This is a genomic window from Citrobacter sp. wls711 (assembly GCF_005281055.1).
GTDB lineage: Bacteria > Pseudomonadota > Gammaproteobacteria > Enterobacterales > Enterobacteriaceae > Citrobacter > Citrobacter gillenii.
Genome location: NZ_SZXC01000060.1, coordinates 96,574 through 122,305 on the forward strand (window position 1 = coordinate 96,574; position 25,732 = coordinate 122,305).

The 25,732-nt window shown below is 51.4% G+C and carries 25 protein-coding genes; 14 read left to right on the top strand and 11 right to left on the bottom strand.

Annotated elements, in window-relative coordinates; translation table 11 throughout:
• The first annotated feature begins 1 nt into the window (after position 1).
• On the top strand, positions 2 to 913 hold the full coding sequence (gsiD, locus tag FDW98_RS18435; RefSeq protein ID WP_096757731.1) for a glutathione ABC transporter permease GsiD: 912 nt from the start codon (positions 2 to 4) through the stop codon (positions 911 to 913).
• Positions 914 to 972: 59 nt separating this feature from the next.
• Here gsiD and rimO read toward each other — a convergent pair whose 3' ends face one another.
• On the bottom strand, positions 973 to 2,280 hold the full coding sequence (gene rimO / locus FDW98_RS18440; protein ID WP_096757730.1) for a 30S ribosomal protein S12 methylthiotransferase RimO: 1,308 nt from the start codon (positions 2,278 to 2,280) through the stop codon (positions 973 to 975).
• A gap of 464 nt (positions 2,281 to 2,744) precedes the next feature.
• Between rimO and glgP the strand changes: the two genes are divergently transcribed.
• Positions 2,745 to 5,195 (top strand): glycogen phosphorylase, encoded by a 2,451-nt coding sequence (glgP, locus tag FDW98_RS18450; protein WP_096757728.1) that lies wholly within the window; start codon positions 2,745 to 2,747, stop codon positions 5,193 to 5,195.
• A 32-nt stretch (positions 5,196 to 5,227) separates the two neighbouring features.
• On the opposite strand, the gene FDW98_RS18455 is transcribed toward glgP, so the two are convergent.
• The gene (locus FDW98_RS18455; protein WP_096757727.1) at positions 5,228 to 6,154 is read right to left on the bottom strand and encodes a LysR family transcriptional regulator; all 927 of its coding nucleotides are present in this window, start codon (positions 6,152 to 6,154) and stop codon (positions 5,228 to 5,230) included.
• A gap of 207 nt (positions 6,155 to 6,361) precedes the next feature.
• Here FDW98_RS18455 and bssR point away from each other — a divergent pair, with 207 nt between their 5' ends.
• Positions 6,362 to 6,748 carry a biofilm formation regulator BssR gene (gene bssR, locus FDW98_RS18460; RefSeq protein WP_096757726.1) on the top strand — a complete coding sequence of 129 codons (387 nt, stop codon included), beginning with the start codon at positions 6,362 to 6,364 and terminating at the stop codon, positions 6,746 to 6,748.
• Positions 6,749 to 6,850: 102 nt separating this feature from the next.
• A complete protein-coding gene (locus FDW98_RS18465) occupies positions 6,851 to 7,963 on the top strand; it encodes a PQQ-dependent sugar dehydrogenase (protein ID WP_096757725.1) in 1,113 nt (370 codons plus the stop codon).
• Between the two features lie 16 nt (positions 7,964 to 7,979).
• Here FDW98_RS18465 and FDW98_RS18470 read toward each other — a convergent pair whose 3' ends face one another.
• Positions 7,980 to 8,606 (bottom strand): glutathione S-transferase family protein, encoded by a 627-nt coding sequence (locus FDW98_RS18470; protein WP_096757724.1) that lies wholly within the window; start codon positions 8,604 to 8,606, stop codon positions 7,980 to 7,982.
• 318 nt (positions 8,607 to 8,924) lie between these two features.
• Here FDW98_RS18470 and dacC point away from each other — a divergent pair, with 318 nt between their 5' ends.
• Positions 8,925 to 10,127, top strand: a complete 1,203-nt coding sequence (dacC, locus tag FDW98_RS18475; RefSeq protein WP_096759441.1) for a serine-type D-Ala-D-Ala carboxypeptidase — start codon at positions 8,925 to 8,927, stop codon at positions 10,125 to 10,127.
• A gap of 45 nt (positions 10,128 to 10,172) precedes the next feature.
• Here the strand turns inward: dacC and deoR are convergent, their stop codons facing one another.
• Both deoR and ybjG read right to left on the bottom strand, forming a co-directional pair.
• Entirely contained in the window at positions 10,173 to 10,931 is a 759-nt protein-coding gene (gene deoR / locus FDW98_RS18480; protein ID WP_096757723.1) for a DNA-binding transcriptional repressor DeoR, read from the bottom strand.
• Between the two features lie 66 nt (positions 10,932 to 10,997).
• Positions 10,998 to 11,606, bottom strand: a complete 609-nt coding sequence (gene ybjG / locus FDW98_RS18485; protein ID WP_096757722.1) for an undecaprenyl-diphosphate phosphatase — start codon at positions 11,604 to 11,606, stop codon at positions 10,998 to 11,000.
• A 297-nt stretch (positions 11,607 to 11,903) separates the two neighbouring features.
• Here ybjG and FDW98_RS18490 point away from each other — a divergent pair, with 297 nt between their 5' ends.
• A complete protein-coding gene (locus tag FDW98_RS18490; protein ID WP_096757721.1) occupies positions 11,904 to 13,136 on the top strand; it encodes an MFS transporter in 1,233 nt (410 codons plus the stop codon).
• A 352-nt stretch (positions 13,137 to 13,488) separates the two neighbouring features.
• Here FDW98_RS18490 and FDW98_RS18500 read toward each other — a convergent pair whose 3' ends face one another.
• The 3 genes from FDW98_RS18500 to FDW98_RS18510 form a co-directional block, all read right to left on the bottom strand.
• Positions 13,489 to 13,770 (bottom strand): hypothetical protein, encoded by a 282-nt coding sequence (locus tag FDW98_RS18500; RefSeq protein ID WP_371683388.1) that lies wholly within the window; start codon positions 13,768 to 13,770, stop codon positions 13,489 to 13,491.
• A 108-nt stretch (positions 13,771 to 13,878) separates the two neighbouring features.
• Complete coding sequence (locus FDW98_RS18505) at positions 13,879 to 14,694, bottom strand: Cof-type HAD-IIB family hydrolase (protein WP_096757719.1); 816 nt, start codon at positions 14,692 to 14,694, stop codon at positions 13,879 to 13,881.
• The gene (locus tag FDW98_RS18510) at positions 14,694 to 15,902 is read right to left on the bottom strand and encodes an MFS transporter (protein WP_096757718.1); all 1,209 of its coding nucleotides are present in this window, start codon (positions 15,900 to 15,902) and stop codon (positions 14,694 to 14,696) included. The genes FDW98_RS18505 and FDW98_RS18510 overlap by 1 nt, the downstream gene beginning before the upstream one ends.
• Before the next feature lie 85 nt (positions 15,903 to 15,987).
• Here FDW98_RS18510 and FDW98_RS18515 point away from each other — a divergent pair, with 85 nt between their 5' ends.
• Entirely contained in the window at positions 15,988 to 16,536 is a 549-nt protein-coding gene (locus tag FDW98_RS18515) for a TetR/AcrR family transcriptional regulator (protein WP_096757717.1), read from the top strand.
• A 5-nt stretch (positions 16,537 to 16,541) separates the two neighbouring features.
• On the opposite strand, the gene FDW98_RS18520 is transcribed toward FDW98_RS18515, so the two are convergent.
• On the bottom strand, positions 16,542 to 17,456 hold the full coding sequence (locus FDW98_RS18520) for a LysR family transcriptional regulator (RefSeq protein WP_096757716.1): 915 nt from the start codon (positions 17,454 to 17,456) through the stop codon (positions 16,542 to 16,544).
• A gap of 102 nt (positions 17,457 to 17,558) precedes the next feature.
• Between FDW98_RS18520 and FDW98_RS18525 the strand changes: the two genes are divergently transcribed.
• Positions 17,559 to 18,473, top strand: a complete 915-nt coding sequence (locus FDW98_RS18525; protein ID WP_096757715.1) for a DMT family transporter — start codon at positions 17,559 to 17,561, stop codon at positions 18,471 to 18,473.
• A 288-nt stretch (positions 18,474 to 18,761) separates the two neighbouring features.
• On the opposite strand, the gene FDW98_RS18530 is transcribed toward FDW98_RS18525, so the two are convergent.
• Positions 18,762 to 20,447, bottom strand: a complete 1,686-nt coding sequence (locus FDW98_RS18530; RefSeq protein ID WP_096757714.1) for an aspartate:alanine antiporter — start codon at positions 20,445 to 20,447, stop codon at positions 18,762 to 18,764.
• A 267-nt stretch (positions 20,448 to 20,714) separates the two neighbouring features.
• On the opposite strand from FDW98_RS18530, the gene FDW98_RS18535 reads away from it, so the two are divergent.
• Positions 20,715 to 21,095 carry an inner membrane protein YbjM gene (locus FDW98_RS18535; RefSeq protein ID WP_096759440.1) on the top strand — a complete coding sequence of 127 codons (381 nt, stop codon included), beginning with the start codon at positions 20,715 to 20,717 and terminating at the stop codon, positions 21,093 to 21,095.
• A gap of 34 nt (positions 21,096 to 21,129) precedes the next feature.
• On the opposite strand, the gene FDW98_RS18540 is transcribed toward FDW98_RS18535, so the two are convergent.
• Complete coding sequence (locus tag FDW98_RS18540) at positions 21,130 to 21,393, bottom strand: GrxA family glutaredoxin (RefSeq protein ID WP_096757713.1); 264 nt, start codon at positions 21,391 to 21,393, stop codon at positions 21,130 to 21,132.
• A gap of 172 nt (positions 21,394 to 21,565) precedes the next feature.
• On the opposite strand from FDW98_RS18540, the gene FDW98_RS18545 reads away from it, so the two are divergent.
• The 5 genes from FDW98_RS18545 to potF all read left to right on the top strand — a co-directional run bounded on the left by FDW98_RS18545 (position 21,566) and on the right by potF (position 25,635).
• A complete protein-coding gene (locus tag FDW98_RS18545; RefSeq protein ID WP_096757712.1) occupies positions 21,566 to 21,856 on the top strand; it encodes a DUF1418 family protein in 291 nt (96 codons plus the stop codon).
• Positions 21,840 to 22,562 carry a nitroreductase NfsA gene (gene nfsA / locus FDW98_RS18550; protein ID WP_096757711.1) on the top strand — a complete coding sequence of 241 codons (723 nt, stop codon included), beginning with the start codon at positions 21,840 to 21,842 and terminating at the stop codon, positions 22,560 to 22,562. Before FDW98_RS18545 ends, nfsA begins: the two co-directional genes overlap by 17 nt.
• A 59-nt stretch (positions 22,563 to 22,621) precedes the next feature.
• Positions 22,622 to 23,524 (top strand): 30S ribosomal protein S6--L-glutamate ligase, encoded by a 903-nt coding sequence (rimK, locus tag FDW98_RS18555; protein WP_096757710.1) that lies wholly within the window; start codon positions 22,622 to 22,624, stop codon positions 23,522 to 23,524.
• A 90-nt stretch (positions 23,525 to 23,614) separates the two neighbouring features.
• Entirely contained in the window at positions 23,615 to 24,091 is a 477-nt protein-coding gene (locus FDW98_RS18560; RefSeq protein WP_096757709.1) for a YbjN domain-containing protein, read from the top strand.
• 431 nt (positions 24,092 to 24,522) lie between these two features.
• A complete protein-coding gene (gene potF, locus FDW98_RS18565) occupies positions 24,523 to 25,635 on the top strand; it encodes a spermidine/putrescine ABC transporter substrate-binding protein PotF (protein ID WP_096757708.1) in 1,113 nt (370 codons plus the stop codon).
• The last annotated feature ends 97 nt before the right edge of the window (positions 25,636 to 25,732 follow it).

The following is a 25,732-nucleotide window of genomic DNA, read 5'->3' on the forward strand; positions in this document are numbered from 1 at the left end:
GATGCGATTTTTTAACTGGCGCCGACAGGCGATTTTAAATGCAATGCCGCTCGTTAAACCTGAACAGATCCGCACGCCGTGGCACGAGTTTTGGCGACGTTTTCGTCGCCAGCGTGTGGCGATGATCGCAGGATTATTCGTGCTGGCCTTGATTCTGGTGGCGATATTTGCTCGCTGGCTGACGCCGTTTGATGCTGAGAATTACTTCGATTATGACCGCCTCAATGACGGGCCGTCGATGTTGCACTGGTTTGGCGTCGATTCGCTGGGACGGGATATTTTTAGCCGCGTGCTGGTTGGCGCGCAAATTTCGCTGGCGGCAGGGGTTTTTGCCGTATTTATTGGCGCAGCTATAGGTACGGTGCTGGGCCTGCTGGCAGGCTATTACGAAGGCTGGTGGGATCGGCTGATTATGCGTATCTGCGATGTGCTATTCGCTTTTCCGGGTATTCTGCTGGCGATAGCGGTGGTGGCGGTACTCGGCAGCGGCATTGCTAACGTAATTATTGCTGTCGCTATTTTCTCCATTCCGGCCTTTGCGCGACTGGTGCGTGGAAATACGTTGGTGCTCAAACAGCAGACGTTTATTGAGTCGGCGCGCAGTATTGGTGCCAGCGATACGACTATTATCTTCAACCATATTTTGCCGGGAACGGTCTCGTCGATCGTGGTCTTTTTTACCATGCGCATCGGGACGTCGATCATCTCCGCCGCGAGTTTGTCGTTCCTGGGATTGGGTGCTCAGCCACCGACGCCGGAGTGGGGCGCGATGCTCAACGAAGCGCGGGCGGATATGGTGATTGCCCCACACGTGGCGATATTCCCGGCGGTGGCAATATTCCTGACGGTGCTGGCATTTAACTTATTGGGTGATGGCCTGCGCGACGCGCTGGATCCGAAGATTAAAGGATAAACTGTAGGCCGGATGACGGCGTAAATGCCTTGTCCGGCCTACAGTTGGGTGACGATGAGTTAAACGCGGCTGCCCCACAGATCGTATTCGTCTGCGTTTTCAACTTTGACGCGGATAATATCGCCAGGCTTCACGTTGGTTTCGCCATTCATGTACACCGCACCGTCGATTTCCGGAGCGTCTGCCATGCTGCGACCAATCGCGCCTTCTTCGTCAACTTCATCGACGATGACCAGAATTTCGCGGCCGACCTTCTCCTGCAAGCGTTCAGCAGAGATCTGCTGCTGCAATTGCATAAAGCGGTTCCAGCGTTCTTCTTTCACCTCTTCCGGGATTTGATCCGGCAACTCATTGGCTCCCGCACCATCTACCGGGCTGTATTTAAAGCAGCCGACGCGATCCAGGCGTGCTTCTTTCAGGAAGTCGAGCAGCATCTGGAAGTCTTCTTCGGTTTCACCCGGGAAGCCGACGATGAACGTTGAACGCAGGGTCAGTTCAGGGCAGATTTCACGCCACTGCTTAATACGCGCTAACTGGCGGTCTACCGAACCTGGGCGCTTCATCAGCTTGAGAATACGCGGGCTGGCATGCTGCAGCGGGATGTCCAGATACGGCAGGATTTTGCCTTCCGCCATCAGCGGGATGACATCATCGACGTGCGGGTACGGATAGACGTAGTGCAGACGAGTCCAGATACCCAGTTTCGACAGCTGCTCGCACAGATCAACCATGCTGGTTTTCACCGGCTCACCGTTATGGAAGCCGGTGCGGTGCTTCACATCCACGCCGTAAGCGGAGGTATCCTGGGAGATAACCAGAATCTCTTTGACGCCCGCATCAACCAGGCGCCTGGCTTCGCTGAGTACCTCACCGATGGGACGGCTGACCAGATCGCCGCGCATGGACGGAATGATGCAGAACGTGCAGCGGTGATTGCACCCTTCAGAGATCTTCAAATAGGCGTAATGACGCGGCGTCAGCTTGACGCCCTGCTCAGGAACCAGGCTCTGGAACGGGTTATGCTTTGGTTTTGGCACGTAATGGTGAACGTGTTCCAGAACCTGCTCGTAACTGTGCGGTCCGGTGATTTCCAGCACCTTCGGGTGAACTTCACGGATCTGATCGACTTTCGCGCCCAGACAGCCGGTGACAATCACCTTGCCGTTCTCGTTCAGCGCTTCGCCAATCACTTCCAGTGATTCTTGTACCGCGCTGTCGATAAAGCCGCAGGTGTTAACGATAACCATATCCGCGTCGTCGTAATTCGGCACCACGTCATAACCTTCGGTACGAAGTTCAGTCAGGATGCGCTCAGAATCAACGAGGTTTTTCGGACAACCTAGTGAAATAAAACCAATTTTTGCCATTTTCTTATACTGTACATTGCTCGTAATCGGGGGATTATACAGATGCCATCGCGTGACATCTATCTCTGATGATCGGAAGTCAGGGCAATAAAGGGGCAATACCGGTAAATGAGGAATCGATAAGTGAAAGGTGTTTAGCGAGTCTAATTCCGGCTTTAAGTGTCACTTCTTGGCTATAGAGACGAAGTCTTATAAATTTAATTCGTCGAGCGTTATCCATGAGGTTAAATTTGAAAGACATTGCTTTGCAGTCAAAACTTAAAATGGCGAGAACCCTGTATGCTAATGGTGTGAGCTTATATTATATTTCGCTCGCCACCGGTTTAAGCTGGCGCTTATTAATGAATGAACTTCATTCTATTACTCGTCATGAAGTGAGCCCGCAAAAGAATCAACGCTCATAAATTTATTTGTGCTTTATTTTATTTTTCTGCCCCTGTCCGATTCTGCGAGGTCACGCCGATATGTATATTTCCCCACTTCCTACAGCCGCCGAAATTGATGTTGATAAACTCAGGGATGATATTGCCAATAAACTCTTATTTACCATTGGTAAAGATCCGGCCATTGCCACTAAACGTGAATGGTTAAATGCTACGCTATATGCCGTGCGCGATCGCATGGTCGAGCGCTGGCATCGTTCAAACCGGGCGCAATTCTCTCAGGATGCCCGTCAGGTTTATTACCTGTCGATGGAGTTTCTGATTGGGCGTACATTGTCGAACGCGCTGCTGTCTCTGGGGATTTATGATGAAGTGAACAGCGCGCTCGAAGCCATGGGACTGGATCTGGAAGAGCTGATTGACGAAGAAAACGATCCAGGACTTGGCAATGGTGGTCTCGGACGTCTGGCGGCCTGTTTCCTTGACTCGCTGGCCACGTTGGGTTTACCGGGATGCGGTTACGGTATCCGTTACAACTACGGTATGTTCAAACAAAATATCGTTAATGGGGTGCAGAAGGAGACGCTGGACTACTGGCTGGAATACGGAAATCCGTGGGAATTTAAGCGTCATAATACCCACTATAAAGTGCGCTTTGGCGGTCGTGTTCAGCAGGAAGGCAGCAAAGTCCGCTGGATTGAGACCGAGGATATTCTGGCCGTAGCGCATGACCAGATTGTCCCAGGTTATAACACCGACAGCACCAATACATTGCGCTTGTGGAATGTGCAGGTTAATAGTGAAGTCAATTCAGGCAAAGTAAATCTGAATGATGATTTTACCGTTGAAGTGGAAAACAAATACCATTTTGAAAAGATCTCGCGGGTGCTGTACCCGGATGACTCCACCGACGCCGGGCGCGAGCTGCGCCTACGCCAGGCTTATTTTTTGGCCTCAGCGACCATTCAGGACATATTGAGCCGGCATTATCAACTGCACAAGACCTATCATAACCTGGCTGATAAAATCGCGATTCACCTTAATGATACCCACCCGGTTCTGGCGATCCCGGAATTGATGCGTCTGTTAATCGACAATCATCAATTTGCATGGGATGATGCGTTTGACGTGACTTGTCAGATTTTCTCCTATACCAACCACACTTTGATGAGTGAAGCGCTGGAAACATGGCCGGTAGAGATGCTGAGCCGGATCCTGCCGCGCCATTTGCAAATTATTTTTGAAATTAACGATCGCTTCCTGAAATCCGTGGCGGATAAATATCATGATGACAGTGAGCTGCTTAAACGGGTCTCGTTAATTGATGAATCGCATGGCCGGGTGGTGCGGATGGCCTGGCTGGCCGTCGTGGTCAGTCATAAAGTGAACGGCGTGTCGGCATTACATTCAAAATTGATGACGGAATCACTGTTTGCTGATTTTGCGCGTATCTTCCCGATGCGGTTTACTAATGTCACGAATGGCGTGACGGCCCGTCGCTGGCTGGCATTGGCGAACCCGCCGCTGGCAAACGTACTGGATGAGAATATCGGTCAGAACTGGCGCACTAACCTGATGCAGCTTGCTGATCTGAAACAGTATATTGATTATCCAAGCGTGAACGACGCGGTGCATCGCGCGAAGCACAAAAATAAACAGCGGCTGGCGCACCATATTGCCACCCAGTACGGGGTGGTGGTGGATCCTGCGGCCCTGTTTGATGTACAGGTGAAGCGTATTCACGAGTACAAGCGTCAATTATTGAACGTGCTCCATGTGATTACACGCTACAACCGTATTAAAGCTGCACCGGATGAAAACTGGGTTCCTCGTGTGAATATCTTTGCCGGTAAGGCTGCTTCGTCGTACCACATGGCGAAACAGATTATTCGCTTAATAAATGACGTGGCACAGCGGGTGAATAACGATCCACAAATCGGCGGCAAGCTGAAGGTGGTGTTTATCCCGGATTACAGCGTCAGCCTGGCGCAGCTAATTATTCCGGCGGCTGACCTTTCCGAGCAAATTTCACTGGCAGGGACCGAGGCTTCCGGTACCAGCAATATGAAGTTTGGCTTAAATGGTGCGTTGACCATTGGCACGCTGGACGGGGCGAATATTGAAATGCAGGAATATGTCGGCGAAGATAACATCTTTATCTTTGGTAATACGGCGCAGGAAGTCGACGCCTTACGACGTGACGGCTATAACCCAAGAACGATTTTTGAGAATGATGCCGAACTGCATCAGGTACTGACGCAAATTGGCACCGGCCTGTTTAGTCCACAGGAGCCAGGGCGGTATCGCAACATCCTCGATTCATTGATCAACTTTGGTGACCATTATCAGGTGTTAGCGGATTATCGCCGCTATGTTGATTGCCAGGACTCTGTGGATGAGTTGTATCGTACTCCCCGTGAGTGGACGACGAAAACGCTGCATAATATTGCCAATATGGGGTACTTCTCGTCGGACAGAACGGTACAGGAATATGCCGATAATATCTGGCGTATTACCAGGATCCATGTTTAATCCTTAATCACAACGGGTATTCTCCCTGGTTTTCAGAACAGGGAGGATGCTTGTAAATCGGCGAGAATTGGCGCCAGAAGCTTATGGGTATTGGTTTCTTTGCGCGATGAAGCAAAAATACTGAATTGCGGTAACGGGAACGGTGTATTGATTTTTTTCAGGCCATAAAGTGGCGCATGCGTGGCGAAGACTTTTTCCGGGATCACCCCTAAACATTGGGTATTCGCGACAATCGTGAGTATCGCGGTAAAAGAAGAGGTTAGCAGGCAGCGATCCCCGGTTCTGAATTTTTTATCCACGATGCTGCGGTGATAAATTATTTTCTCGTTTTTAGTGTTGTAGCCTACCAGATTGGCACTTCTGAACATTTCCTCACTGATCGAATGACCATACAACGTATTATTTTGTGACGCTGCCAGTACCAGCCGCATATCACATATTTTTTGACAGGAAATACTGCCTGATTCCACGGAAAAGGTAGAAAAAACAACATCAGCCTGCCGCATCGTGAGCAGTTCGATAATACTCTGCTCATTTAAATCAGCGGTAAGATGCAGGAGACTGATATCCGCGTTATTGCTGATTATTTTTTCCGTGACGTCGGGAATAACGATCGGTGAAATAAACGATTCCGTATACAGCGTGAGCCTTTTTCTGGATGCCGGGGAAGTATGTGGCATTAGCAGCGACAGTTTATCAATAATCGGGATTGCATTGTCGTAAAGCTCGTCGGAATAGACGGTTGGTAATAACGCATTGCCGCTGCGGACAAAAAGATTATCTCCCATCAGTTCGCGCAGTTTTTTTAACGACTGACTGACAGCCGAGGGAGAAATATTCAGCATATCGGCGACGCGGGTAATGCTCCCTACGCTATAAATTAAACAGAAAATGGTGAGCAGATTCAGGTCTATCTTTGATAGAGTGCGTATCTTCTCGGCATCATTTGCTTTTGACATAGACCCCTCATCATCCGTGTCGCGACAGTAACCCCATCAGGTATAGCAAAAAATTATCGCTACGTCAGAAACAGACGGTTTCTCTGTGCGTTGTAACATTGTAAATAATGTTAATCAATTAGGGTTTATTGACGTGGAGCATCAATTTGTTCAAAAAACGACCATACTATTAAGTTGCACCATGGTTGGAAAGAGGAGGAACAAAGTATGGTCGTTGACAGACTGAGAACCGATCTTCTCAACAAGTTGATAAACGCCCGTATCGATCTCGCCGCTTATCTGTTGTTGAGGAAAGCGAAAGGCTATATGTCAGTGAGTGAGAGCGATCGTCTGCGTGATAATTTTTTTGCACTGAATCGCGAACTGCATGATGACCAATCACAGCTCCACGGTATGCATCTTGACCAGGAAGAGTGGAATGCCCTGCGCCGTGCTGAAGGCGCGTTAGCCGCCGCGGCTGTTTGTCTGATGAGCGGACATCACGATTGTCCGACCTTTATCGCCGTTAACGCAGAGAAACTGGAAAACTGCCTGACAACGCTGACGCTGAGTATCCAGTGTTTGCAAATGTACTCAACGCTGGAACATGTCTGAATCCGGGGGAGGGCGCTCCCCCTTTTCGTTAAGATTGTGTAAAAGTTGCGGGATATTGCCCCTTGCTGGCTACGCTTTATGCAGAGCCATTAAGGAGGTGTTATGCGGCGACTCTTTCTCTGTGCGGCCCCACTGTTACTGTTTGCCCCTCACGCCAGTGCCGAACCGTCTGCGCTGAAGGTTGAGGTGCTGCAAACCAAACTTGATCACCCCTGGTCCTTGGCCTTTTTACCTGACAACCGCGGCATATTACTCACGCTGCGGGGTGGACAGTTGCGACTATGGCAGGCGGGGGAAGGGCTTTCCGATCCGCTAACCGGGGTACCAAAGGTTTGGGCGCACGGTCAGGGGGGGTTACTCGATGTGGTGCTCGCCCCGGATTTTGAACGTTCCCGGCGGGTTTGGCTCAGCTTTGCTGAAGCCGACCATGAGGGTAAGGCCGGTACGGCAGTCGGTTATGGACGACTGAGCGACGATCTCAAACATCTGCAGGCGTTCCAGACGGTTTTTCGCCAGATGCCAAAACTTTCAACCGGCAACCATTTTGGTGGCCGCATGGTGTTTGACGGTAAAGGCCACCTGTTTATTGGTCTGGGTGAAAATAACCAGCGCGCTACCGCTCAGGATCTGGACAAGCTGCAGGGTAAGGTGGTGCGACTGACCGATGAGGGCAGCATTCCGCCGGATAATCCATTTGTGAACCAGGCCGGTGCTCGACCTGAGATTTGGTCCTATGGCATCCGTAATCCACAGGGGATGGCGATGAATCCCTGGAGTGACACGCTGTGGCTCAACGAACATGGCCCGCGCGGTGGCGACGAAATTAATATCCCCGAGAAAGGCAAAAACTACGGCTGGCCGTTAGCGACCTGGGGGATGAACTACAGCGGTTTAAAAATACCTGAGGCTAAAGGTGGAATTGTTGAGGGTACGGAACAGCCTGTTTTCTACTGGGAAAAGTCGCCGGCGGTCAGCGGGATGGCTTTTTACAATAGCGATACCTTTGCGCAGTGGCGGCAGAAGGTGTTTATTGGCGCGTTAAAAGATCAGGATGTGATCGTTTTAAGCGTTAACGGGAATCAGGTTACTGAGGACGGACGTATTTTACGCGAAAGGGGACAGCGGATCCGCGATGTGCGTGTCGGACCAGACGGTTATTTGTATGTGTTAACCGACGAGTCCGACGGGCAACTACTGAAGGTGAGCCCCCGGTAGCCGCAGCACTACAGCATCAGCTGACCGGGATCATCACCGCTTTTTGGAACGCTGGACGTTCGGTAAGCTGCTGGTACCAACGCTCAAGGTGAGGACGTTCGGTCCAGCTCAGGCCAACGTTAAACAGGTTGTAGATAAACGGGGCGATGGCGATATCGCCGGTACCAAACTCGTCCCCGGAGAACCACGGTTGGTCGGCCAGCGCGTTGTCGAGCATGGCAAACAGGTTGTCGCAAACCTTCGCGCCTGCGTCAATGGCCGCCTGGTCGCGTTGTTCTGCCGGTGTTCTGACCAGACCAAATAAGATGACCCGATGAGCAGGGCTTAGCGTCTGGTTAGCCCAGTCCATCCATTTTTCGCCTTCTGCACGTTTTGCCGGGGCATCGATCCACAGCCGTTTTTGCCCGTATTGGGCGGCCAGATAGCGGACGATGGTATTGGATTCCCACAGTAAAACGTCGGTTTCATCATCGCGTAGCAGGGGGACCAGACCGTTTGGATTCATCGCCAGGTAGTCAGCATCTCGGTTGATACCGTGCTGCCCGCCCGCCAGTATTTGGTTATACGGCAGTTCCAGTTCTTCGAGCGTCCACAACACTTTTTTCACGTTGGTCGAGTTATTGCGACCCCACAGTGTAATCATAGTAACCCCGCGTAATCATTGAGCAGCTTGATGGCTGCATTCGGTATTAAACCCGTTACATGGTGGGGTAAACCTAATATTTACGCAACAACACGTAAAAAAATCGTGATGAAAGCGGCACAGCGCAGTGTTATTGCATAAACTTTAAAAACTTTACCAACTTACGGTTTCTTTAAGCTCGTTAGTGCGTTATTACTCACCGCACTTATTTTACACGTCATCCATCAGGCCGCTTCTGCGCGGGTTTGGCCGATGCAGTTTGTGTAAACATGGTGTGTTATGACGTGGTTTTTTGGAATGGATACTCGGGTGGCATTTATGACGCAATACTTCTCTTCCCTTCGCAGTTTCGCCGCAGGTTCAACGCTGTTATTCCTTTTGGCACCGACCGCACAGGCGGTGGAGCAACCCACCGCGCCGCCGAGCGTGGATGCGCGCGCGTGGATCTTAATGGATTACGCCAGCGGCAAGGTGCTGGCGGAGGGCAATGCTGATGAGAAATTGGATCCAGCCAGTCTGACCAAGATCATGACCAGCTATGTGGTTGGCCAGGCGCTGAAGGCCGGGAAAATTAACCTGAACGACATGGTTACCGTAGGAAAAGATGCCTGGGCGACGGGCAACCCGGCTCTGCGTGGGTCTTCAGTGATGTTCCTGAAACCCGGCGATCAGGTAGCGGTCTCCGATCTGAACAAAGGCATTATTATTCAGTCGGGTAATGATGCATGTATCGCGCTGGCAGATTACGTGGCTGGCAGCCAGGAATCCTTTATTGGTTTGATGAACGGCTATGCGCAAAAGCTGGGGCTGACGAATACCACCTTCCAGACGGTGCATGGTCTGGATGCGCCGGGGCAGTTCAGTACTGCGCGCGACATGGCCTTGCTCGGTAAAGCACTCATCCACGATGTGCCGGAAGAGTACGCCATTCATAAAGAAAAAGAGTTTACCTTTAATAAAATTCGCCAACCGAACCGCAACCGCCTGCTGTGGAGCACCAACCTGAACGTGGACGGGATGAAAACGGGCACCACGACGGGCGCGGGTTATAACCTGGTGGCTTCCGCCACCCAGGGCGATATGCGCCTGATCTCGGTAGTGCTGGGAGCGAAAACCGACCGTATTCGATTCAATGAGTCAGAGAAGCTGCTGACGTGGGGCTTCCGCTTCTTTGAAACGGTCACGCCGATTAAACCGGATGCCACCTTTGTGACCCAGCGTGTCTGGTTCGGCGATAAGAGTGAAGTTAACCTGGGCGCAGGCGAAGCCGGTTCGGTGACTATTCCGCGCGGTCAGCTTAAAAATCTGAAAGCCAGCTTTACGCTGACCGAACCGCAATTAACCGCGCCACTGAAGAAAGGCCAGGTTGTCGGGACGATCGACTTCCAGCTGAACGGGAAATCCATTGAACAGCGTCCGCTGATGGTGATGGAGGCCGTTGAAGAGGGCGGTTTCTTTAGCCGAATGTGGGACTTTGTGATGATGAAATTCCACCAGTGGTTTGGTGGCTGGTTCTCTTAATCACCGTTATTGCCGGACGGCGTTTGTGCGTTCGGCAATGTCATTTCAGTACACCAGTTTAATGTGCTGCGCTTTTGCGTAATCAACAAACTCATCGTCAGGACGGGTATCGCTAATGATGCTATCAAAGCGTTTCAGGTTACCCATCCGCGCGGGACGCACCTTACCAAACTTGCTGTGATCCACCACCAGTACATGATACTGCGCCATCGACATCGCCCAATGCTTCACCGGTAGTTCTTCCAGGTTAAAACAGGTTGCACCTTTGTCAATGTGTACGCCAGCCGCAGAATAAAACGCGATATCCGGGCACAGGTTATTCAGCGTTTCCTGGAAATCGAGTGGTTTGAAAATAGCGTTGCTGGCGTGGAATTCACCGCCACACAGGATGACGCGACACAGCTGTTTTTCCTGGAGTACCAGAAAGGTATTCAGCGAGTAGCAAATCGCGGTGAAAGGCAGATCGTTATCAATAGCTTCAATGATCCACGGCGTGGTGGTGCCGCAGTCAAAAAAGATCGTCTGATGCGCTTGAACGAGGCTCGCAGCTTGTTGGGCCGCGCGGCGTTTCTCATCCACCAGCCGGGACTTTTGGTCGCTGATTAAGTAATGGCTGGCGCTACGGGGTTCCAGAACAATATATCCCCCCAGCAACACGACCGGGGCATCGTTATTATTCAGGTCGCGACGGATGGTCATCTCAGATACGCCAAGTAGCGTCGCGGCTTCTTTAAGGTGTAATTTATCGCTGCGTTTCAGCGCCTGCAGCAATTGACCAATACGCTCGTCGCGTCGTGTTTCCATAGTTCCCCTGGTGAGTAGAATAAGCGTTTCATATCGCGCGCTTAATACTACTCTTTTTACCGTGGATTAGTCACGCACCCAGCCTTTACGGATCGGCAGGGCGAAGCAGGTGCGATAGCAGGCTTGCAACGCGGAATACAGCGAGGTGCCGAACCGTTGCCAGATCATCTGGGCGCTCAGGCAGCCGATTAACGCTGCCAGGAACCCACCCAGCATATCCAGCGGCCAGTGTACGCCGAGGAACACCCGTGACCAGGCGATCGCCACGGCAATCGCCATAAACAGGGCGCCAGACCACAGGCGATGCCAGAATATAAAGGCCAGTGCAAAGGTGAAAATAACGGTGCCGTGATCGCTTGGGAAAGAGTCATCAGGTGCATGGTGCAGGAAGTTGTAGCCGATGTGGTTAACAAACGGGCGATCGTGTGGGAACAGATGTCCTGTCAGCCATGAAATGACCAGGCTGACAATTAATGCCAGCGCCATTTTGATCACCAGTTTGCGCTGAGTCGTCACGTGGTCGCGCGGGCCCCAAAGCCACAGGATTACAGCTAACAACGGCACGATGCTGATCAGATCTTTAGCAATAAAGATGGCAAACGCGATCGCCCATTGCGCAGAGTCCGGCGTGGCGTTGATCAGGTAAAATAGCGAGTTGTTCAGATTTTCCAGCATAACATCCAGATTCACGACAGTAGTTAAAAGAGTCCCATCAGGCAGAGCATAAGTTCGCTTTAGCGGGATAAAAAGCGGTGTTGTCTTATTTGTCAGCTAAATGACTATTTTTAAGATAATTAATGACGTCTATAGAGCATGATAACGGGTTCAACTTAAATTAACCTTAAAGCAAAAGAGCATTGTGAAACTGAGTGTAAAAATGTGCGCATTTTGCGGCCAAATCACATAATTCACTATCACCAGTCCGGCGCATTTATTACACTTTGCGCGTTTTTTCATTGGTTAAGAGACTGCATGCACAACCGTTTATCTTCAGGCGCCCGACTGGGGCGTCAGGCATTACTTTTCCCTCTCTGTCTGGTGCTTTACGAATTCTCTACGTATATCGGCAACGATATGATCCAGCCCGGTATGTTGGCGGTGGTGGAGCAATATCAGGCCGGATTAGACTGGGTTCCCACCTCCATGACTGCGTACCTGGCAGGCGGCATGTTTTTGCAGTGGCTATTAGGACCGCTATCGGATCGTATTGGTCGTCGGCCGGTGATGTTAACCGGTGTGGTGTGGTTCATTGTTACCTGCCTTGCGACGCTGTTTGCGCAGAACATTGAACAATTCACTTTCCTGCGCTTTTTGCAGGGCATTAGCCTGTGCTTTATTGGCGCGGTGGGCTATGCCGCGATTCAGGAATCCTTTGAAGAGGCGGTATGCATTAAAATTACCGCCCTGATGGCGAACGTGGCGCTGATTGCCCCGTTGCTGGGCCCGCTGGTCGGCGCTGCCTGGGTGCACGTGCTGCCGTGGGAAGGGATGTTTGTGCTGTTTGCGGTACTGGCCGCCATCGCCTTTGTTGGCCTGCAGCGCGCGATGCCTGAAACCGCGACCCGACTGGGTGAAACGCTGTCGATTAAAGAGCTGGGCAAAGACTACAAGCTGGTGCTGAAGAACGTGCGTTTTGTCGCCGGTGCCCTGGCGTTGGGCTTTGTCAGTCTGCCGTTGCTGGCGTGGATCGCTCAATCCCCGATTATCATTATTAGCGGTGAACAGCTGAGCAGCTATGAATATGGTCTGCTACAGGTGCCGATTTTTGGTGCGCTGATCGCCGGTAACCTCGTGCTGGCGCGCCTGACCGCACGACGCACGGTACGGTCGCTGATTATTATGGGCGGTTGGCCAATCGCCGTGGGGCTGATTATTGCCGCGGCGGCCACGGTGGTTTCTTCCCATGCCTATTTGTGGATGACGGCAGGGTTGAGTGTTTATGCGTTTGGGATTGGCGTGGCGAATGCCGGGCTGGTACGCCTGACGCTGTTTGCCAGCGACATGAGTAAAGGGACGGTTTCCGCCGCGATGGGCATGCTGCAGATGCTGATTTTTACCGTGGGTATTGAGCTGAGCAAACATGCTTATTTACTCGGCGGTAACGGCCTGTTTAGCCTGTTTAATCTGGCCAGCGGGATACTGTGGCTGGCGCTGATGTTTATTTTCCTGAAAGATAAGCGGGTAGGGGATTCACGGGAAGGATAAAGCCCGGCTATCCGTAATGCCGCTTAGTTAACGTCTCGGTTTCAGAAAGCATCAACATGTGTTGGGGAGGTAATGAATATGCTCTCTCTATTCCTCCAGGCTATCGGGCCGGGCGCGAGGTAGCGTCCCTGCAAAACGCGCCCTGAGCCAGCATCCATGCTGGCTCTCCCGGCCTTACGGAAACACGTCGGCAATTTTCAGCCGGACCAGCCCACACCTGACTACCTGCGCTTTTACTTGAATATCTCTGAACAGCAAAACGGATATAGCTGAAAGCCAGAGCGCTGAAGCGACACCCTGGTCCGGCTGAAAATCGATGAGGCGTTGACGGCTGCCCGGGCTTTACGCGAACTTAGTGGTGATCGTCAATCTGATGCTCAATAACCATCCCTTCGCCGACGCTGGCGACATGCCGTGCATAAGGATGTGCACGATAAACGGGCGCCGGCGCAGGAGCCGGAGCAACATAAACCGTTTGTGGCGCGGTGGTCACGCTGACCGCCTGGGGCACGCTCACGGAAGAAGGAACCACGACAACTTTATAACCGCTTGGTACATCAACGGTGACGCTTTGCGCCAGTGCAGTTCCCGCAAACCCCAGCAATATTGCCGCTATTAGTACACTTTTCTTCATCATCAGATCACCTGAAAATAGTTACTGGAGATAATTATCCAGCGGGTTAATGTGACGCGGATTATGAAGAGATCATGTCCTTCTTTTGTTGCCGTCTGTGCTGAGGTGTTATTGCGTAAACGGTGCGTCGTTTTTTAGCACCCGGTCGATAATATCCAGTACGCCTTCTTCGTTATTCGACCCCGCACGATATTTTGCCGCACGGGCCACCGTATCGTTGGCATTAGCCATCGCAAAACTGAACCCCGCCTGACACAGCATCTCAATATCATTACCGCCATCACCAAACGCCACCACTTCCTCATCGCCAATATTCCAGCGCTGTTGCAGCAGACGCAGACCGTTTGCTTTATGTACGCCAGGGATAATTAAATCGATGCTGCCGTAGCCGGTATGCACTGGAACCATAATATCGCCAATCGCGTCATGCAGTGCAGACTGAACCTGCGGGATCTGTTTTTCAGAGATATTTAGCCCAAATTTGAAAAATACATCGTTGATGTTGCTGAAATTATCAACAAATTCGAGACGGTGGTAGTACATGGCGGCGACGGATTTTAGCTCGTCGCTGTAGTGCTTCAGGGTGTAGGCGCTGTTTTTTCCGCAGGCAATAATGTCAATGTCGGTGCGCGTTAGCAGATGATCCACGATGGTCTGAAAATCGTCTTTAGCCAGTTCGCCGTTAAACACATCTTCCCCTTCGCTAACGACCCAGCCGCCGTTTTCCGCCACAAAAGAGATTTCATCGGCCAGCTCGGGGAAAAAAGAGATCAGTTGGTAGTACTGGTTACCGCTGGCGACCACAAAGCGGATCCCCTGAGCTTGCATCTGACGGTACTGCGCCATAAACCGTTCACGGTTGTAGGTTTTTTGGTCACTTAAAAAGGTGCCGTCCATGTCGACTGCAATTAACTTAATAGCCATTAGCTGTTCTCCGTCACAGGGGTATTTTTAACGTCTGGTTTGGCGACAGCCTTCGCGACGATGGCCGCAACCAGCACCAGCGCCAGCACCACCAGCATGGCGCTGCGCAGGCCATAGTGTTCACCCAGATAGCCCAGCAGCGGCGGCCCGACCAGGAAGGCCAGATAACCGGTGGTTGCTACAACGCTCACGCGGGTTGGTGCATCGGGGCCGGTATCGCTGGCGGCTGAAATGGTCAACGGGAAGCCCAGTGACGCGCCGAGTCCCCACAGGATAACGGACACACCTGCGACCCACGAACTGTCGACAAAGATAATCAGGCTAATACCCAGCGCGCCCATTAACGCACTGGCACGTACGACCGCAACGCGGCTGTAGCGATCGATAAACCAGCCGCCGGTAAACCGTCCGACGGTCATGCCCAGCGTAAACCCGGCATAAATCAGGGAGCCTGAGGTCGGGCTAAATCCGTGTCCGTCTACCATCAGGAGCGGAAGCCAGTCATTGGCGGAACCTTCGGCAAATGCCATCGCCAGTACCACGACGCCGATGAGCAGCAGCTGGATATCGCGGTAAAAGGGCAGCCCTTTTTCGGCGGAGTGAGAACCGTCAGCGGCATTTTTACCGGTGCCGTCAGGAATCGCTTTGATGGCGATAAATATTGGCGCAATAGCCACCAGTGCCGCCAGCAGAATATGCGCATTGGCGGGAACGCTAAAGGCGGTGAGCACCATCCCGACGCCTGCACCTGCCAGGGTGCCGAGGCTATAAAAACCATGCATCATCGGCAGCACGGTTTTGTTCATCTCACGCTCAACCGCTGCACCTTCGACGTTAATGGCAACCTCTGCGGCACCAAAGCTGGCACCAAAAACCCCCAGCCCAAACGCAAATAGCCAGGCAGAATGCAGCCATAGCGCCACGCTAAGGATCGCCATCCCAACAACCGCACATGACATGGTGGTGCGGATCACTTTCCGCGTGCCAAATCGTTTCACCAGCCAGGCCGAACAAAGAATGCCACTCATCGAACCAATAGAGAGTCCAAATAATACTGCCCCCATTTCAGCGGTAGAAACGGAGAGGATATCTCTGATGGCTGGGGTACGCGTTGCCCAGGAGGCCATTAATAATCCTGGTAAAAAGAAAAACATAAATAGCGCCCAGGTTCGGCGTCTTAAGGCTTTGCGTGATGAGATGCCAGTCATGAATTTGAGCCAAAGAAATGAGGAAAGGAGACAACATTAGCAAGGTTGTGTACATTTGTACACAAATGCAAGAAGAGGAAATGCGGTGCGACGCGCGAACGATCCACAACGGCGGGAAAAAATAGTTCAGGCTACTCTGGAAGCGGTAATAACTTATGGTATTCATGCAGTTACGCATCGTAAGATTGCAACGATTGCGCAGGTGCCGCTGGGTTCAATGACCTATTATTTTTCGGGAATCGATGAGCTTCTGATGGAGGCATTCGGTCATTTTACCGAAACTATGTCGCTGCAATATCAGGCATTTTTTATGGACGTGATGGATGCGCCACAGGCCTGTCATGCCATTACCGAGATGATTTACAGTTCGCAGGTCACCACGCCGGATAACATGGAGATTATGTACCAGTTGTACGCGTTCGCCAGCCGTAAACCGGCGTTGAAAACGGTGATGCAAAACTGGATGCAACGCAGTCAACAAACTTTAGAGCAGTGGTTTGACCCCGCTACGGCCCGTGCGCTGGATGCCTTTATTGAAGGAATGACGCTGCATTTTGTGACCGATAAAAAACCGCTGCAGCGAGACGATATCCTGGTGATGATTGAGCGCATAGCCGGCGTGTTGCCGCAGTGAGGCGCTCAAAATGGTCTGTCGAGGCGCATCGTCGCCTGACGTAAAAAATCGATAACTCTCCCGGCTTCAATGGTTAGCGGTTGGGCGGCTGTTTTCACGATCCCGACGTCCATATACGTAATAAAATCATCAAGGGTTCTGCGCATGACGCGCAGTCCATCCAACGACCACGGGCGATAAACCAGATCGGACAAAATGGTAATACCTCTTCCTTTGGCGACCAGACTACGTATTGCCTCAAAAGAATTACTGCGAAAACAGATGTTGGGTCTGTAGCCACGCTGTTGCCAGTAATCAGTGATGACGTCAGGGTATTTGTCGGTTTCCAGCAGTAAAAATGGTAGCTTCTCAACATCTTTAAGGCGGATTGATGACTGGCTTTGTAGCGGGTGCCCAATTGAGGTCCACAGACGCCGCTGCGAGCGAATAAAGGTTTCGATTTCCAGGTCGGGATCGTGACTGATATTTGAGGTCAGCAGCAGACAAAAATCGACGTTCTTCTGCCGCAGCGCCCGCACTAATTCTGGCGCGGTGGCTTCATGGAAAACGATCTCCAGCAGAGGGAAACGTCGTTCAATGTCACCGAGTATCTCGGGGATTAGATACGCAGAGAGTGTTTCGGCGATCCCAATACGCACCGTACCGGTGAGGATATCCGTTCTCTCATGCAGATCATCAACGGCGGCGCGGCTATTGTTGATAATGTTACAGGCATGCGCCAGAAAACGCTCTCCTTCGGCGGTCAGTTTCACCCCTTTGGGATATCGTAACAGTAGCTGCACGTCTAATGCTTCTTCCAGGTTACGCATGGCTATGGTCATTGATGACTGAGAAATATGACAACGCGCCGCTGCTTTGGAAATTTGTAATGTTTCAGCGATCGTGATGTAAAACTCAAGTTGCCTTAGCGTAAATTTCATAGTTTTAATCTATGCACATGGATGAAAACGTTATATTAGCATTCATTCCCGTGCCGCCGTAGCCTTGTTGCGATACCGCAAACGTGACAAGAAGGCGTATATATGCCCTATATTTTACTCAGTCTGGCAGCCTGCTTTTGGGGCGGGAATTATGTGGTTGGCCACCTATTGGTTGCCGAGGTTAATCCCATTGTTTTATCAGCCGCGCGCTGGATATTAACCGCACTGTTATTGATAGCGCTTTATTTTCGACAGGTCAGAGATCAGTGGCCAGCGATGAAAGCGTCGTTTGGCACTATCGCTTTTCTCGCGTTATGTGGCCAGGTACTTTTTCCACTGACATTGTACATTGGTCTGCAATATACGACATCGCTGAATGCCGCGATTTATATGTCAACGACGCCAGCGATTGTGCTGCTCATCAATAAATTCTTTTTCAAAGAACAGATCTCTTCTCGCAATATTGCAGGCGTTGTTCTCAGTACCATTGGCGTTATCTGGCTGGTGTTGCAGGGCGATCTGATGCATCCGGATAGGTTTAATCATCTGAATCAGGGTGATCTCTGGACCATGGGGTCAGCGCTGAGTTGGGCCGTCTACTGTGCTTTTCTGCGAACAAAACCCCGTGAGGTAAAGGGCAATGCATTTGTCGCCGTTAGCGCACTGCTAGGCGCAACGCTGCTCCTTCCTGTACTGATCCTGGAAATGATGCTTAATGGTATGCCAGATTGGGGCAGTTATGTGAATTCTGACGTTATGACCGGCGTCGTATACCTTATTATTTTCCCTTCCTGGCTGTCGTATTTACTCTGGAATAAAGGAATTGGCTCCATTGGGGCTACGCGTGGGGAAATTTATTCACATCTGATTCCGCTGAGTGGGGGATTATTCAGCGTCATCTTTTTGCATGTGACACTACATTCGTACCATCTGGTGAGTGCGCTGGTTATTGTCTTTGGCATTGCGCTCTGTTCGCGGGAGGCAGTGCACAAGATAACGCAGCGGCATACGGCGTGAGGGATGCTGTATATCAGCTGACGGTTGCTCCCCTATGACATTCCGCCGTCGCGGTCATCGCGCTGGCGTGACTAGTTGCCATAACCGGCATGATGCAAATGGTTGAAGGGCCAGGAAGGGCGGCAAATTTCAGGCAACAAAAAACCCATCAACCTTGAACCAAAACGGCGGGGTTGATGGGCTCCACAAATTGGGGACATCAAAGAAAAGCAGTGGCAATAGTTATGACTGACACCTTGAAGAAAAGTTCTGCTTATCTGCAAAAAAATTTCATAAAAGGGTAAATGTTTAACCGAGGCCGGGCCAGACGATGACGATCAGTGTCCCCGCTAGCGTCAGTAAGACGTTGGCAATAGCATAGGTGCCTGCATACCCTAAAGCAGGGATGTTGCTGCGCGCGGTGTCGCTGATGATTTCCATCGCCGGTGCACAGGTTCGTGCGCCCATCATGGCGCCAAACAGCAGGGCGCGGTTCATGCGCAATACGTAAGCGCCGAACAGGAAACAGATAACCACCGGCACCAGGCTGACAATCAGGCCCGCTATCAGCATTTGTCCGCCGACTGCGCCGAGGCCGTTGCCAATACCGCTGCCTGCGCTTAAGCCGACGCCCGCCATAAAGACCATCAGGCCAAACTCTTTCACCATGTTCAGCGCACCCTGTGGGATATAGCCAAACGTCGGGTGGTTGGCGCGCAGGAAGCCAAGCATAATACCGGCAAACAGCAGGCCAGCTGCGTTTCCGATGCCAAAGCTGAAATTACTGAACTGGAAGGTGATCATCCCGATCATCAGGCCGATGATAAAGAAAGCGCAGAAGGCCAGCAGGTCGGTGACCTGGCTGTGTATTGAAATAAAGCCGATACGGTCTGCAATGGTTTTTACGCGGCGGGCATCGCCGCTGACCTGCAACACATCACCTTTATTGAGCACGACGTTGTCATCAATCGGCATTTCAATCTGGCTGCGGATCACGCGGTTAAGGAAGCAGCCGTGATCGGTCAGTTTTAACTGCGCCAGACGACGACCGACGGCATTGTGGTTTTTCACCACGATCTCTTCGGTAACGATGCGCATATCGAGCAGGTCGCGATCGAACACTTCTTTGCCGTTACGGAAGCTAGGGTCGAGGCGGGCATGTGCATCCGGGTAGCCCACTAAGGCAATTTCATCGCCCATCTGCAGTACGGCGTCGCCGTCCGGGTTAGCCAGAATGCCGTTGCGACGGATACGCTCGATATAACAACCGGTCTGGCGATAGATACCCAGCTCGCGCAGATTTTTACCATCAGCCCAGGCAACCAGTTCCGGACCGACACGATAGGCGCGGATCACAGGCAGATAGACCTTACGATTGGCGTCGGTGTCGAGGCCACGTTCACGGGCGATTTGTTGGGCGCTGGTTTGCAAATCCTGATGCTGCAGTTTTGGCAGGTAGCGTGCGCCGACAATCAGGCTGACCAGTCCGATCAGATAAGTCAGTGCGTAACCGAGGCTCAGGTTATCAAGAGCCGTTGACAGCTGTGTTCCTGTCATCCCTGAATGGCGCAATGTGTCACCCGCGCCGACCAGCACCGGCGTGGAGGTCATTGAACCTGCCAGCATGCCAGCTGTCAGGCCGATGTCCCAGCCAAATAGCCTACCCAGTCCCAGGGCGATCAGCATTGCGCTGCCGACCATGACCAGAGCAAGCATTAGGTAATTTTTCCCATCGCGAAAAAAAATCGAAAAAAAGTTGGGACCAGCTTCGACGCCGACGCAAAAAATAAACAGCATAAAGCCGAGATTTAAAGCATCAGTGTTAATACTAAAGTGCTGCTGGCCTAATAATAGGGAGACCACTAAAACGCCAATGGAATTACCGAGTTGGACTGTACCCAGGCGTAATTTCCCCAGACACAGCCCCAGCGCCAGGACCACAAATAATAACAGGATGTAATTCCCATTTAACAAATCTGCGACGTTTATATTCACGGAGACTAACTTCTTGTTTACTAGTAAGCTATTGAAAGAAATGGCAATTTACGCTAATGTTTTTGCCAGAAATTAAGGGGCGACAGCATCGTACACAGCCCCAAATAAAGCAGCATGACGATATATGCGGCTAGTTTAATCTCATTACGTTTCAACGGCTATAAGAATCGTGTGAGTGTGTTTTTGGCATGGAATGCCGAACGACTTTATCTGACTGGACGCCTTTGGGCGAAAAGAGTGTTCGATAGAGAGTGTCAGGAGGAACGATTGAAACATAGGCAAGGTTGGGCGGGTGCGATCTGCTGCTTTGTGCTTTTTATTGTGGTGTGTCTTTCATTGACGCTGAACGTGAAAGGAGCATTTAAGGCGGCTGGGCATCCTGAGGTTGGGTTGTTGTTTTTTATATTGCCAGGAGCAGCGGCCAGCTTTTTTTCCCATCGTCGTGAGGTGCTTAGACCTCTTCTCGGTGCAATGCTGGCGGCACCGTGTTGTTTGTTATTGATGCGATTTGTGTTTATGCCTACGCGTTCGCTGTGGCAAGAGCTTGCATGGTTGTTTAGTGCGGTGTTTTGGTGCGCGCTTGGCGCATTGTGTTTTCTGTTTATCAGTAGCCTATTTAATCAGCATCAGCAGCGGAAAAAACACTGATTACGCCCTCCAGTGGAGGGCGTAGAGACGGCAATCAGGCGAACAGATTCACATTCTCTTTTGCCCATGCTTCGAAATCCGTGCAGCCGCCGATGTGTTTCTGATCGACAAAAATCTGCGGTACGGTCTCTACCGGCTTACCAACCGTCTTTTCCAGATCGGCTTTTGAGATCCCTTCGGCATGAATATCAATGTAGCGGAAGTTAAAATCTTCATGCTCATTGCTTAATTTTTCTGCCAATTCTTTTGCGCGCACGCAATACGGGCACCCTGGGCGACCAAAAATAACAGCAAACATCTTACTCTCCTCGAACTTATCAGGCCAGATGGCGAATACCTGTATGATGCCGCGATTTATGTCGGATGGAAAGTAGGTTCGGCCTGTTGCTTTGATACATCTACGCTATATCTGTTAAACATGAGAACGCGGAACGTTTTATACTACGAGCCACTTCGCCGGGAGGCCACGTATGCGCACTGTGGGTGTGTTACCTAAAAGCATATTGATTCTGGAAACGATCGGTATGGTGTCGTTAGCGCTGGCGCTATTGTCGCTTAACGATTACCTCACCTTACCCGCGCCGCTTAACAGTCCATTGGCCTGTGTGGTGATGATTTTTCTGGGGGTTTTGTTGATGCTTCCCGCCGCTGTGTTTTTAATGTGGCGCATTGCGCAACTGTTGGCGCCGCAGCTGATGTCGCGAACATCCAGCGTATCTTCCCGTTCAGCCAGAGAAAAAAGAGATGACTCCAACCATTGATTTACTTCGCAGCCACCGTTCTATTCGCCATTTCACCGAGGCGTCGATTTCGGATGCGCAGCGCGAGGCGATTATAGCTGCCGCGCAAGGCACCTCGAGCTCCAGTTTTTTACAGTGCAGCACGATTATTCGGGTGACGGATAAGGCCCTGCGAGAGTCGCTGGTGACGCTGTCGGGTGGGCAGCCGCACGTGGCGAAGGCTGCCGAATTCTGGGTGTTCTGCGCCGATTTTAACCGTCATTTACAGATTTGCCCTGACGCACAGCTGGGACTGGCAGAACAACTGCTGCTGGGCGTGGTTGATACGGCGATGATGGCGCAAAATGCGCTGACGGCTGCAGAGTCGCTGGGGCTTGGCGGTGTATATATTGGCGGACTGCGCAACAATATTGCGTCGGTAACTGAGTTACTGAAACTGCCGCAGCATGTTCTGCCGCTGTTTGGTCTGTGTCTCGGTTGGCCTGCAGATAATCCCGATATCAAGCCACGACTGCCTGCGAGCATTGTGGTGCATGAAAATCAGTACCAGCCGCTCGATAAGGACGCCCTGGCTCACTATGATGAACAGCTTGCGCAGTATTATCTGACCCGTGGCAGCAACACGCGTCGTGATACCTGGAGCGATCATATTCGCCGCACCATCATCAAAGAAAATCGCCCCTTTATTCTGGAATATTTGCACAAACAGGGATGGGCTACGCGCTAAAGATTTTAACCCGGTGTATGATACGCCGGCTTTCAGCAGGTCTTTCAGAGAGGTGCAGGGTGAAAATTGCCATTTTGTCCCGGGACGGAACGCTCTATTCTTGTAAGCGCCTGCGTGAAGCGGCGATGCAGCGCGGTCACCTGGTTGAAATTATCGATCCCCTTTCCTGTTATATGAACATTAGTCCGGCGGCGTCTTCGATTCATTACAAGGGCCGCCAGCTCCCTCATTTTGATGCGGTCATCCCACGAATCGGCTCGGCGATTACCTTTTACGGTACGGCGGCGTTGCGCCAGTTCGAGATGTTAGGGAGTTATCCGTTGAATGAGTCGGTGGCGATCACCCGTGCGCGCGATAAGCTGCGCTCATTGCAACTGCTGGCACGTCAGGGAATCGATCTCCCGATTACCGGAATCGCGCACTCACCGGACGATACCAGCGACATGATTGATATGGTCGGCGGCGCACCGTTGGTGGTGAAGCTGGTAGAAGGCACGCAGGGTATCGGTGTGGTGCTGGCCGAAACGCGTCAGGCCGCGGAGAGCGTCGTGGATGCATTTCGAGGACTGAACGCACATATTCTGGTGCAGGAATATATTAAAGAGGCCAAAGGGCGGGATATTCGCTGTTTTGTCGTAGGGGACGAGGTAGTGGCTGCTATTGAGCGTCGGGCTAAAGAGGGCGATTTTCGTTCTAATCTCCATCGCGGTGGCGTGGCCAGTATTGCCAATATTACGACGCGTGAAAGGGACATCGCGATAAAAGCCGCCCGAACCATGGGCCTGGATGTGGCTGGCGTTGATATTTTGCGCGCAGACCGCGGGCCGCTGGTCATGGAAGTTAACGCTTCTCCGGGGCTTGAAGGCGTGGAGAAAACCACGGGGGTTGATATTGCCGGACGGATGATCCAGTGGATCGAACGTCATGCAACTCCGGAATTTTGTCTTAAAATCGGCGGCTGAGCGCAATATCGATGGCGATCGTGGTATGACGCGGTCTTTTTGCGTAAGCTGTGCCGGTAATTTTTTCATCGAAAGAGGTCGCACATTATTATGACATCACTGGTCGTTCCCACTCTGGATACGTTGCGTCAATGGCTCGACGACCTGGGCATGAGTTTTTTTGAATGCGATACCTGTCAGGCGCTGCATTTACCTCATATGCAAAACTTTGACGGCATCTTTGATGCGAAAATTGATTTGGTGGATAACGTCATTCTGTTCTCTGCGATGGCGGAAGTCAGGCCATCGGCGTTGCTGCCGTTGGCTGCCGATCTGTCATCCATTAATGCCAGTTCGCTGACGGTGAAAGCTTTTCTGGACATGCAGGATGATAATCTGCCAAAGCTGGTGGTTTGCCAGTCTTTATACGTTGTGCCGGGCGTCACGTTTGAGCAGTTTGAATGTTTTGTTCGCCAGAGCGAAGAGCAGATATCCATGGTGATCCTTGAAGCCGGGGCGCATCAGCTGTTATTTAACGCTGAAGAAGATGTGCAAAACAGCGGTACTGAGACCCATTTCCTCCATTAATATTTCCTGAGCAATGATGCCAAAAGCGCAGCCGCTGCCAGAGCGGTTGCGTATTACCCTATTTTTATTCTGCATTTAACCTTTTATTAAAGAATTATTCACCTCGCTTCCACGCCTTCTGCCTTATGTCATAGATAAATCCTGCATAAAAAATTGATAAAAGACGTTTTTTTAACTGGGCTATATCCTCGAATCCTGGCTAAAGTTATTCTGGCGAGGCTTATAAACGTCATCCTTCAATGAACCCTTTGTGGGCTGCATACGCCCGCAATGCATGTTGAATGATTTCGCGATTATCAGCGAGCCATAGCGGCACAGGGGAAGCCTCTTTTCTTATTTGTGCTGAACGAAAAAATATGCACGTTTCTTGCATATCGTAGAGTGTGAATTTTTTGTTCGTTTGTTAACGAACTTTCAGAAGGAAAGAGATTATGACCGCCTTAAATAAAAAATGGTTATCAGGCCTGGTTGCGGGTGCTCTGATATCCCTCTCTGCCGGCACGCTCGCTGCGGAACAAAAAACGCTGCATATTTATAACTGGTCTGATTATATCGCCCCCGATACGGTGGCTAATTTTGAAAAAGAGACCGGCATTAAAGTGGTTTATGATGTGTTCGACTCCAATGAAGTACTGGAAGGTAAGCTCATGGCGGGTAGCACCGGCTTTGACCTTGTCGTTCCTTCCGCCAGCTTTCTTGAGCGTCAGCTTACTGCGGGTGTTTTCCAACCGCTGGACAAAAGTAAACTGCCAGACTGGAAAAACCTCGATCCCGAATTGCTGAAGCTGGTGGCGAAACACGATCCGGACAACAAGTTTGCGATGCCGTATATGTGGGCAACCACCGGTATTGGTTACAACGTGGATAAAGTGAAGGCGGTGCTGGGCGCGGATGCGCCGGTCGACAGTTGGGATCTGATCCTGAAGCCGGAAAATTTGGAAAAACTCAAAAGCTGTGGCGTCTCGTTCCTTGATGCCCCCGAAGAAGTGTTTGCCACCGTGCTGAATTACTTGGGTAAAGACCCCAACAGTACCAAAGCGGACGATTACACCGGACCGGCAACCGATCTGCTGTTGAAGCTGCGTCCGAATATTCGTTATTTCCACTCTTCTCAATATATTAACGATCTGGCAAACGGTGATAGCTGCGTGGCAATTGGTTGGGCAGGGGACGTATGGCAGGCCGCTAATCGCGCGAAAGAAGCGAAAAATGGCGTCAATATTTCCTTCTCAATTCCAAAAGAAGGGGCGATGGCGTTCTTCGATGTTTTCGCCATGCCTGCGGATGCTAAAAATAAAGACGAAGCGTATCAGTTCCTCAACTATCTGCTGCGTCCGGATGTGATTGCCCATATTTCCGACCACGTGTTCTACGCCAACGCGAACAAAGAAGCGACGGCGTTGGTCAGCCCTGAAGTTCGTGACAATCCGGGGATTTACCCGCCGGCCGATGTGCGAGCTAAGTTGTTCACTCTGAAAGTACAGGATCCGAAGATCGATCGTGTCCGTACTCGTGCCTGGACCAAGGTGAAAAGCGGGAAATAACCCGCGTCAGGGAGATGACCCGGCGGCGCGTAAGTCCGCCGGGACACCCGAACCCTGAACACTCATAACCCGGCAATACGCACCATGCTGGTGCGTT

Coding starts and splice junctions, on each gene's coding strand:
- gsiD (WP_096757731.1), top strand. CDS start 2: ATGCGATTTTTTAACTGGCGCCGACAGGCGATTTTAAATGCAATGCCG.
- rimO (WP_096757730.1), bottom strand. CDS start 2,280: ATGGCAAAAATTGGTTTTATTTCACTAGGTTGTCCGAAAAACCTCGTT.
- glgP (WP_096757728.1), top strand. CDS start 2,745: ATGTATATTTCCCCACTTCCTACAGCCGCCGAAATTGATGTTGATAAA.
- FDW98_RS18455 (WP_096757727.1), bottom strand. CDS start 6,154: ATGTCAAAAGCAAATGATGCCGAGAAGATACGCACTCTATCAAAGATA.
- bssR (WP_096757726.1), top strand. CDS start 6,362: ATGGTCGTTGACAGACTGAGAACCGATCTTCTCAACAAGTTGATAAAC.
- FDW98_RS18465 (WP_096757725.1), top strand. CDS start 6,851: ATGCGGCGACTCTTTCTCTGTGCGGCCCCACTGTTACTGTTTGCCCCT.
- FDW98_RS18470 (WP_096757724.1), bottom strand. CDS start 8,606: ATGATTACACTGTGGGGTCGCAATAACTCGACCAACGTGAAAAAAGTG.
- dacC (WP_096759441.1), top strand. CDS start 8,925: ATGACGCAATACTTCTCTTCCCTTCGCAGTTTCGCCGCAGGTTCAACG.
- deoR (WP_096757723.1), bottom strand. CDS start 10,931: ATGGAAACACGACGCGACGAGCGTATTGGTCAATTGCTGCAGGCGCTG.
- ybjG (WP_096757722.1), bottom strand. CDS start 11,606: ATGCTGGAAAATCTGAACAACTCGCTATTTTACCTGATCAACGCCACG.
- FDW98_RS18490 (WP_096757721.1), top strand. CDS start 11,904: ATGCACAACCGTTTATCTTCAGGCGCCCGACTGGGGCGTCAGGCATTA.
- FDW98_RS18500 (WP_371683388.1), bottom strand. CDS start 13,770: ATGAAGAAAAGTGTACTAATAGCGGCAATATTGCTGGGGTTTGCGGGA.
- FDW98_RS18505 (WP_096757719.1), bottom strand. CDS start 14,694: ATGGCTATTAAGTTAATTGCAGTCGACATGGACGGCACCTTTTTAAGT.
- FDW98_RS18510 (WP_096757718.1), bottom strand. CDS start 15,902: ATGACTGGCATCTCATCACGCAAAGCCTTAAGACGCCGAACCTGGGCG.
- FDW98_RS18520 (WP_096757716.1), bottom strand. CDS start 17,456: ATGAAATTTACGCTAAGGCAACTTGAGTTTTACATCACGATCGCTGAA.
- FDW98_RS18525 (WP_096757715.1), top strand. CDS start 17,559: ATGCCCTATATTTTACTCAGTCTGGCAGCCTGCTTTTGGGGCGGGAAT.
- FDW98_RS18540 (WP_096757713.1), bottom strand. CDS start 21,393: ATGTTTGCTGTTATTTTTGGTCGCCCAGGGTGCCCGTATTGCGTGCGC.
- FDW98_RS18545 (WP_096757712.1), top strand. CDS start 21,566: ATGCGCACTGTGGGTGTGTTACCTAAAAGCATATTGATTCTGGAAACG.
- nfsA (WP_096757711.1), top strand. CDS start 21,840: ATGACTCCAACCATTGATTTACTTCGCAGCCACCGTTCTATTCGCCAT.
- FDW98_RS18560 (WP_096757709.1), top strand. CDS start 23,615: ATGACATCACTGGTCGTTCCCACTCTGGATACGTTGCGTCAATGGCTC.
- potF (WP_096757708.1), top strand. CDS start 24,523: ATGACCGCCTTAAATAAAAAATGGTTATCAGGCCTGGTTGCGGGTGCT.